At 54.8% G+C, this 9,142-nt stretch carries 7 protein-coding genes; all 7 read left to right on the plus strand.

The features are described from left to right. Positions 1-23: 23 nt before the first annotated feature. The 7 genes from H6750_18825 (at position 24) to H6750_18855 (ending at position 8,606) form a co-directional block, all read left to right on the plus strand. Complete coding sequence (locus H6750_18825) at positions 24-710, plus strand: SDR family oxidoreductase (GenBank protein ID MCB9776361.1); 687 nt, start codon at positions 24-26, stop codon at positions 708-710. 86 nt (positions 711-796) lie between these two features. Beyond that, positions 797-1,147: a nuclear transport factor 2 family protein gene (locus tag H6750_18830; protein ID MCB9776362.1), complete on the plus strand. Its 351-nt coding sequence runs from the start codon at positions 797-799 to the stop codon at positions 1,145-1,147. 114 nt (positions 1,148-1,261) lie between these two features. After that, positions 1,262-1,561 (plus strand): hypothetical protein, encoded by a 300-nt coding sequence (locus H6750_18835; protein ID MCB9776363.1) that lies wholly within the window; start codon positions 1,262-1,264, stop codon positions 1,559-1,561. Positions 1,562-1,576: 15 nt separating this feature from the next. Beyond that, on the plus strand, positions 1,577-2,449 hold the full coding sequence (locus H6750_18840; protein MCB9776364.1) for a pirin family protein: 873 nt from the start codon (positions 1,577-1,579) through the stop codon (positions 2,447-2,449). 289 nt (positions 2,450-2,738) lie between these two features. Beyond that, complete coding sequence (locus tag H6750_18845; protein ID MCB9776365.1) at positions 2,739-3,995, plus strand: efflux RND transporter periplasmic adaptor subunit; 1,257 nt, start codon at positions 2,739-2,741, stop codon at positions 3,993-3,995. Next, on the plus strand, positions 3,992-7,162 hold the full coding sequence (locus H6750_18850; GenBank protein MCB9776366.1) for a multidrug efflux RND transporter permease subunit: 3,171 nt from the start codon (positions 3,992-3,994) through the stop codon (positions 7,160-7,162). Before H6750_18845 ends, H6750_18850 begins: the two co-directional genes overlap by 4 nt. Before the next feature lies 1 nt (position 7,163). Beyond that, positions 7,164-8,606 carry an efflux transporter outer membrane subunit gene (locus H6750_18855; GenBank protein ID MCB9776367.1) on the plus strand — a complete coding sequence of 481 codons (1,443 nt, stop codon included), beginning with the start codon at positions 7,164-7,166 and terminating at the stop codon, positions 8,604-8,606. The last annotated feature ends 536 nt before the right edge of the window (positions 8,607-9,142 follow it).

The raw sequence follows: 9,142 nt of genomic DNA on the forward strand, positions 1-9,142 counted from the left end.
CGGAGAGACGAAAAAGGAGTTCAATGATGGTATCCCTCAATGGAAAAGTTGTCATGATCACAGGGGCATCGGGTGGCTTGGGCCAGGCGGTGACCAAAGCATTCTCCCAGGCGGGTGCCAAGGTGGTGGTCGTGGGCCGGGAACTTCCTCAGACACTTCCGGAAGGTCTGCTGGGCCTTGCAGCGGATGTCACCGATGAGGTTGAGGTTCAGCGCCTCATGAAGGAGGCCGTTGAAAAAACCACACGCCTCGATTGCGTGATCAATCTTGTTGGCGGGTTTGCCATGGGTCGCCTTGCCGACACGGACGCATCCGCGTGGTCCCGAATGCTCTCCCTCAATTTGACCTCGGCCTTTTTGCTGTCGAGGGAGGCGACACGCCTGATGACCAAACAAGGCGCTGGTCGCATGATCCATATTGCGGCTCGCGCCGCCGTGGATCGGTTTCCCGGTGCCGGTGCGTATATTGTCTCAAAGTCGGGCCTTCTGGCTCTGATCAAAGTGCTGGCTCTTGAGTTAGCCGGTTCGGGCGTGAAAGTGAACGGGGTGCTGCCATCCACCATTGATACGCCGGCTAATCGGGAAAGCATGCCTGACGCCGATCCTAACCAATGGGTGAAGCCGGAAGCCATTGCCGCGCTGCTGGTTTTTCTTGCCTCTGATGAGGCTGATTCGCTGAATGGAGCGCTCATTCCTATCGGGGCAGCATAAGAATGAGGGTGCATGTATCAATTAATCAATTAATGTTTCAATTCGTAGGATGAACCGTCAATTATTATTCATTGAAAGGAGAAGGGATGATGAGTATTCAACAACAGGTTCAAGCTGTGATCGATGGAGTTTTGGCCGGGAAACTTTTGGAGACATTTGACAAGTACTACGCTGATAACGTGGTGATGAGCGAAAACCTAAAGGACGAGCGAGTCGGGAAAGCCGCCAACCGGGAATATGAACAACAATTTTTAAATAATGTTCAGGAATTCCATGGGGCCCGGATCGGACGGACGATCGTTGACGGGAATCATGCCGCCGTGGAATGGACGTTTGACCTGACCTTCAAAGGGGGAAACCGCGTGCAAATGCAGCAGGTGGCCGTGCAAACCTGGAAGGATGGAAAAATCATTCGGGAAGATTTTTATCATGGGTAAAGAATTCCTGTGATCTGAAACACCAATGCCTACGAACCTGTAACGCGCACAAGGCCATGGAGCCTAAGAGATTCAGATCCCCGGGTCTCAACGGTGTTGATAAGGAATGAGGTTATGATTCGAGTCACCACGCACATAGATGACACGATGATCACCGTACAGTTGGAAGGCCGTCTTGCCGGACCTGCCGTTCGCGAAGCTGAACGGTGTTGGCAGGAGACATGCGCGGAGAATCCGGGTCGACCACGTCGACTGGATCTGCGGGGGGTGACGTTTTTGGATCAGGAAGGGAAATTATTTCTAAAACGGGTCTTTCAGCAGGGAGCGAGTTTTCTCTCTTCCGGCTGTCTGACCCGGGCCTATGTTGAAGAAATCACCCGTTCTTCTCAAGAGGCAGTCGAGGGAACGTGCTGAAGAAAGGAGTCCACCATGGCGCAACGGAAATCAGTGACAGGAATCTACAAAGCGGGGTCCACCCATATGGTCGGGGACGGGTTTCCGGTACGGAATATCTTTCCAAGCCACGATCTGACCGAAGAAATCAGCCCCTTTCTGCTCTTGGATTATGCGGGTCCGGCATCGTTCCCTCCGACGAATCAACGGCTGGGTGTCGGAGAGCATCCTCATCGTGGGTTTGAGACCGTGACCATTGTCTATCAGGGAAGGGTCGCGCATCGCGATTCAGCCGGAAACGGAGGAACCATCGGACCGGGGGATGTGCAATGGATGACGGCGGCCTCGGGTGTGGTCCATGAAGAACTCCATGAGCAAGCCTGGGCCAGGGAGGGGGGCACGCTACAAATGATTCAACTCTGGGTCAATCTTCCCGGGTCATTAAAAATGAGCGCGCCCCGGTACCAAACCCTGCTCAATGCAGACATTCCTCAAGCCAATCTTGGGGGCCAGGGCGGTGTGCTCCGTGTGATCGCCGGGGAATATGAGGGACTTAAAGGGCCGGCCAGGACGTTTACGCCCGTGCACCTGTATGATCTGAGATTGGTAGCCGGGCACAAGGGTGAGCTCAGTCTTCCGGTTGGATATAATACCGGCGTATTTGTGTTAAGTGGGGGATTGGTTTTGAATGGATCACACAAAGTCGGGGAGGCGGAAATGGCTCTTTGTGACCGGCAGGGAACGACGGTGAATGTTGAGGCCATGGAGGAGACCAGGGTGTTGGTGCTGAGTGGGGAACCGATTCTGGAACCGGTCGCCCGGATGGGCCCCTTTGTCATGAACACGGAGGAAGAGCTTGTGCAGGCGGTGAACGATTATCGTGCGGGAAGGATGGGGCGACTGGACTGAGCCGGTTTGCGGGCTTTCTGACTCTCACGAGAAGGGACGCGTGGAACGAAGCGGGAAGGAGATGAGCGGTGGAAGAAAAAGGTGTTTGTCAAAATGTGAAGATTTTTGTTCGGCCGTAATAATCGTGACCATCTGACGTCTACACATTTAAAAAGATAATGTTCTGCAATGAGGATGAAGGAAAGACAACCCTTATGGATGAGTCAACCATTCAGAGAACAGCACAATTTAAAAGTTCCGGCATGAAACCCGTGAATGGAATTGACCGGAATTGGTGGGAACCAACCAGATGAATGCTGCCATACTCAGGTCCGTTTCAGCTCACTTGGGCAACGGAAACGCCGTGATCCGGAGGAGTGTCGGTGTATTCCTGATCCTTCTTGCAGGATGCGGGCAGGGAGGAACCTCACCCCCGGCTCCTCCACCGCCGATGGTGGAAGTGGTGACGGTGACCACCCAGGATCTCCCCGATGAACCGGAATTCATCGGACAAACCGAGGCCTTTCGCCCGGTGGAGATCCGGTCCCAGGTAACGGGCATCATTAAGAAGGTATTTTTCACGGAAGGCAGGAATGTCAAACAAGGAGACCGGCTGTACCTCATCGACCCGGTGCCCTTTAAAGCGGCGTATCTCAGTGCCAAAGCCAGGGTGACACAAGCGGAGGCTCGACTGATACAAGCGAAGCAGGATTTTGCCCGCGTCAAACCTCTCCTGACAGAACAAGCGGTCAGTCAAAAGGATGTGGACGATGCCCTGGCGGAAGGATTAGCCGCCAAAGCCGCTTTGGAAGCGGCGCAGGGTGATCTGGTCAAGTCCAGGTTTGACCTGAGTAACACTCTGATCGCGGCTCCGATCGGGGGACGTATTTCGAAAAGCCGGTTTTATGAAGGACGTCTGGTCTCTGCCCAGACAGATCTGCTGACCACTATCGATCAGTTGGACCCCATGTATGTGAATGTCTCTGTTCCGGAAACATATTTGTTGCGGAGGAGGCGTGAGCTGGCGGCCCACAGAGTCCAGAGGCCCGATCTTTTTCAATTACGCGGAGTCATGACGTTCGCAGACGGCAGTGTCTATCCTCATGAAGGAAAGCTGGATTTTGCCGATGTGGCCATCCGGTCGGAGACGGGAACCTTGCAGGGGCGGTTTGCCTTTCCCAATCCTGAGGCCGATCTTTCTCCAGGCAAATCCTATTTGTATCCCGGACAATTCGTCCGCATCCGGCTGAAGGGATATATCCGGACCGATGCGATTTTGATTCCTCAGCGTGCGGTTCAGCAGGGGCCTAAAGGCACATTTGTGAATGTAATCGGACCCGACGATAAAGTCGAAGTGCGTGAAGTGGACGCCACCGGTTGGCGTGAGGGCGATTGGCTCATTGAAGACGGCCTTCAGCCGGGTGAGCGGATCGTCGTTGAAGGATTTCATCGGATTCAACCGGGCATGCAGGTCAATCCCGTGCCGTTCGGGAATGGAGACGCCACATCGGAAAAAACGAGCCATGAGAATCCGACCCCTTCTGAAGCCACACAGGAGAACTCATGAGTTCTCATTTTTTTATTGACCGACCGATCTTTGCCACGGTCATTTCCATTGTGATTGTGGTAGTGGGACTGGTGTCTCTTCAAGTGCTTCCCATTGCCCAGTTTCCGCAAATTACCCCTCCCGTGGTTCAGATCGAGGCGGATTATCCGGGCGCGAGTGCCGAAGTCGTGGCCGAAGCCGTGGCAAGGCCGATAGAGGTGCAGCTCCCCGGCATCGACAATCTCTTGTATTACGATTCCTCAAGTACGAACGACGGGCATATGACCATCCGTTTGACTTTTGAAATCGGGACGGATGTCGATATCGCACAGGTCCAGACTCAAAACCGCCAACGGCTGGCCGAGCCTCAATTGCCGCCGGAAGTGGTCCGCCAGGGCATCACGGTCAAGAAGGTTTCTCCGGATCTGCTCGCGGTGGTGGCGCTGAGTTCCAGTGATCCCCGTCAGGATACGGTCTTCCTCTCCAATTTCGCGATTCTCCGGATTGTGGACAATATTAAACGGCTTCCCGGGGTAGGAGACGCGGTGATTTTCGGGGGACAGAATTATTCCATGCGGTTGATCCTGGACCCGATCCGGATGGCGCAACTGGATGTGACGCCCACCGACATTGCCAATGTCGTGCGGGAACAAAACCGGGATTTCCCGGCCGGCCGGATCGGGCGTGAGCCGGCTCCGCAAGGGACGGAACTCACCATTCCGGTGATTACCCAGGGACGAATGAGTGAAGCCAAAGAATTCGAAGACATGATTGTCCGGGCGTATCCGGATGGTTCCATGGTGCGTCTCGGCGAAGTGGCCACAGTCAAACTCGGCGCGCAGTCCTATGACCTTGAGGGACGGTGGAACGGCAAACCTAATGTTTTTATGCTGACATTCCTGTCCCCGGGGGCCAATGCCCTTGAAACCGTGAAACGCATCAAGGAGGAAATGCAGAGCCTGACCACCATCTTTCCGGCTGGTGTCTCCTACGATATTCCTTACGATACGACCAGATTTATCGAGGTCTCTATTCAACAGGTCGTGAAGACTCTCTTCGAAGCCCTCGTGCTCGTGATCCTGGTCGTCTATCTTTTTCTGCAGAGCTGGCGTGCCACATTAATTCCAGCCGTGGCCGTCCCGGTCTCCTTGATCGGGACATTTGCGGGTATGGTCGCCCTTGGATTTTCGATTAATACCCTGACGCTCTTCGGCATGGTTCTGGCCATCGGGATCGTGGTGGATGATGCGATTGTGGTGGTGGAAAATGTCGCCCGTCACATTCAAAACGGGCACCCGTCCAAGGAAGCCGCGAAACTGGCCATGACGGAAGTCACCGGTCCGGTCATTGCGCTGGTCGTGGTGCTGGCGGCCGTATTTCTGCCCGTGGCGTTTCTTGGTGGCATTACCGGTGAGCTGTATCAGCAATTTGCCATCACGATTACGCTGTCCGTGGTTATTTCCGGGATCGTGGCATTGACCCTCAGTCCCGCGCTCTGTGCGTTGATTCTGAAGCCGGCGCAGGAACGGGAGGCCGGATTCTGGAGGAAATTTAATGACGGATTTGCATGGATCCAGAATCGATACGTGGGAACGGTTGGCACGATTCTCAAACATGTGGTGCTGTCGCTTGCAGTCTTCGGGGTTCTGCTGGTTGTCAGCGGTGGGCTGTTTCAAGCCCTGCCATCCAGTTTTTTGCCGGATGAAGATCAGGGATATTTTATTACAGTCGTGCAATTGCCGGACGGTGCGTCCAAGCAGCGCACCACGGAAGTGATCGCGAAGGTAGAAAATTATTTTCTTTCGGTTCCCGAAGTGCACTCCACTGATGCGCTGGTCGGGCAGAACTTTGTCTTTAACACTCGAGGGTCGAATCAGGCGACCATGTTCGTGCCGCTGCATCATTGGGATGACCGCTCGCAATCCGATCAGCATGCCAAAGCCCTGATTGGAAACGCCTTCAAAAAGTTTGCCGAAATTCCCGAGGCGCTGATCCTGGCTTTTAACGCGCCTTCCATTCGGGGATTGGGGACGACCGGGGGATTCTCACTCCAAGTGCAGGATCCGAGCGGGGGAGATTTCAAAAAATTTGCCGAGATCACGCAACAATTTGTCAGCAAGGCGCAACAAGATCCGGCCATCGGTTCGATCGGGACGAGTTTTCGCGTCATGGCGCCGCGGTTGTACGCCCGCGTCGATCGGGAGCGGGCCAAAGCCTTAGGTGTGCCCATTTCCGAAGTGTTTGATACGCTCCAAGCCTATTTCGGCAATTTCTATATCAATGATTTCATTAAATTCGGACGGGTCTATCGGGTGCAGACTGAGGCGTTGCCGGAGTTCCGGTCGAGCCCGGATGACATCGCGAAAATTTATGTTCGGGCCAACAATGCCAAAGGTTCCACGATGGTGCCGCTGGATTCGGTCGTCAGTACGGAATTTACGAGCGGGCCGGATACCGTGACGCATTTCAACGGATTTAATACCGCTTCCGTTCTGGGTGCGGCGGCTCCGGGATATAGTTCAGGGGCCGCCCTCAATGCGTTGGAGCGGCTGGCTCAGGAGGTGTTAATTCCCCAGGGCTATGATATCGATTGGAGCGGGATTTCCTATCAGGAACGGAAGACCGGCACGGAGTCCATTTTTGCCTTTGCCTTCGGGCTCCTGATGGTGTTTCTGGTGCTTGCCGCCCTGTATGAAAGTTGGTCGGTGCCCTTTGCGGTGATTCTGGCCGTGCCGTTCGGTCTCTTCGGGGCGCTATCGGCCGTGTGGATTCGGGGGTTGAGCAATGATATCTACTTTCAAATCGGCCTGGTGACCTTAATCGGCCTTGCGGCACGAAATGCGATTCTCATTGTTGAATTTGCGAATCATCGCTACGAGGGAGGGATGCCACTGGTGGAGGCAGCCTTGGAGGCCGTCCGTCTTCGCTTCCGGCCGATCATCATGACCTCTATGGCATTTATTCTTGGCGTGGTGCCCCTGGTCATTGCCTCCGGCGCGGGCGCGGCCAGTCGTCAGTCCATCGGGACAGGCGTTTTCGGCGGAATGTTGGCCGCGACATTTTTAGCGATCTTTTTTGTGCCGCTGTTCTTTGTGCTGATCAGGAAGTTGGCGGCACGAATGAAGGGAAAATCGGCCGATACGCTGGGTGTAGATCAGGATGCGCACGTCTTTGAGGGAGAACGATAGCATGCGTTGGCGAACCAACATCTTTCTGCTCGCGCTGTTTGCATTGGCCGGCATGTCCTGCGCCATGGGACCGGACTATTCACGCCCCGATATCAACACGGCCGACCAGTTTCGCATGTCCGACACGGAAGGGGAGTCGATTGCGAATCTTCCCTGGTGGGAATTGCTTCACGACGAAGAGTTGCAAAACCTGATACGCATCGCGCTTCGCGAGAACAAGAATCTTCAGAAGGCGGCAGCCAGCGTGGAGGAATTTCAAGCACGCGCGATGATCGCGACGATGGACTTCGCCCCACAGCTTAGCGTCTCCTCCAGCGGTCCGGTTTTCGGACGGCAGAGCAACTTCTCCGCGCCCGGGTTCCCCAATCCCTTCAACTATTACATTCAAGGAAACCTGGCTTGGGAGATCGACCTCTGGGGGCGCATCCGGCGGTCCAACGAAGCGGCCCGCGCCGATCTGCTCGCCCAGGAGGAAAACCGGCGGGCCGTCGTTCTGTCGCTGGTGAGCGGCGTGGCCCAGGCGTATTTTGATCTTCTTCAATTCGACATGCAATTGGACATTGCCAAGCGCACGTTGGAGTCCTGGAAAGAATCGGTGGCCATTGCCCGTGCGCGATTACGACAAGGGATAAGTTCAAAACTCGATGCCGACCAGTTTGAGTCGGAGCAGGCGAATGCGGCGGCTCGCGTGGCGCAGTTCGAGCGGCAGATGATCCAGAAAGAAAATGAGCTGAGCGTACTTCTTGGGCGCAATTCTCAAAGCATTGCGCGGGGAGTGTCCCTGACCGAGCAGGTGATGCCGCCGGTCGTCCCCCCCGGGTTGCCGTCGGAGCTTCTCAAGCGTCGTCCGGACATCCTTCAAGTGGAAGACCAATTGGCCGCCGCAACCGCACGGATCGGCATGGCCAAGGCCGATCGCTTTCCGAAAATCTCAATCACCGGCCTCATGGGCTATGCCAACCCGCAATTTTCCCAACTTGTGAAAGGCGGTGGTAAGGCCAATGGGCAGTTTGCGGAGGCAGGACCCAGCCTGTTGGGACCGGTGTTCAATGCGTCCGTTCTGGGATTCCAGCAGGACGCCGTCGAAGCACAGGCCAAGCAGGTTCTGGCCGATTATGAGCAAACCATTCTTGTGGCATTCAAAGAAGTGGAGGATGCTCTTGTGGCGGTGCGCACGGCAGATTCCCAACGGAATGCCCAGGAGGAACAGGTCACGGCTCTCCGGTCGGCATTGCGTTTGGCCAACCTTCGCTACAAAGGCGGTCTGACCAGTTATGTGGATGTACTCATCGCCAAACGGGATTTGTTCGTTTCCGAACTCGAACTCACCTCCACCCATCGTCTGCATTTGGTGTCGATCGTGCAACTCTATAAAGCGTTGGGTGGAGGATGGTCGCCTGTAGCTCCTGAAGAGCCCCTCGCCATTTCCGGCTCACCATCCTAAGCAGAAATGACAGCTGAAGATGTACGTCTAGGGTTGAACCGTTCATCCCACAGTCTGTGGGTATCCAAATAATTTCCGAAATGTTTTTTGTTGGGCGGGACACCATCGCTGACTGACGTGGAGGCGCTTTCAGCCCTCGTAACTGCTTCGCCGAACGCAGGGAACGCAGAGCTAAACGCATTCCAAATGGTGCAACATCTGTTTTCAACACTCCCATACGAAAATAATCGGGAATGTGCCCAAAAGTCCGTTAAGCAAGGCCGCAATCAATGGAGCATGTGAGCACAGTTATCGAAAAGGGCGAGGGGCGGGGGTTGGTAGCCAGAAAACTTCGTTGCTGAGATCGTGATTTCTATGGTGGATTACGAGGTGTCTGAAACGACGAACGAGTTCAGACAGGGGAAATTCCTTTGAAAGGATGATCCCGGCATGTATCCGACCAATCACGTGCCAGTGTTTAGCGAGGGTTAGAAAATCCCAACAGTTGAATATGAAAAGAACGCGTTGCTCGTCGGCGGTAAAAATGAGTTGTTCCT

This window comes from Nitrospiraceae bacterium (assembly GCA_020632595.1).
GTDB lineage: Bacteria > Nitrospirota > Nitrospiria > Nitrospirales > UBA8639 > Nitrospira_E.

Bases quoted from the DNA above. Each gene is read 5' to 3' on its own strand.
- H6750_18825 (MCB9776361.1), top strand. From the start codon at position 24: ATGATGGTATCCCTCAATGGAAAAGTTGTCATGATCACAGGGGCATCG.
- H6750_18830 (MCB9776362.1), top strand. From the start codon at position 797: ATGATGAGTATTCAACAACAGGTTCAAGCTGTGATCGATGGAGTTTTG.
- H6750_18835 (MCB9776363.1), top strand. From the start codon at position 1,262: ATGATTCGAGTCACCACGCACATAGATGACACGATGATCACCGTACAG.
- H6750_18840 (MCB9776364.1), top strand. From the start codon at position 1,577: ATGGCGCAACGGAAATCAGTGACAGGAATCTACAAAGCGGGGTCCACC.
- H6750_18845 (MCB9776365.1), top strand. From the start codon at position 2,739: ATGAATGCTGCCATACTCAGGTCCGTTTCAGCTCACTTGGGCAACGGA.
- H6750_18850 (MCB9776366.1), top strand. From the start codon at position 3,992: ATGAGTTCTCATTTTTTTATTGACCGACCGATCTTTGCCACGGTCATT.
- H6750_18855 (MCB9776367.1), top strand. From the start codon at position 7,164: ATGCGTTGGCGAACCAACATCTTTCTGCTCGCGCTGTTTGCATTGGCC.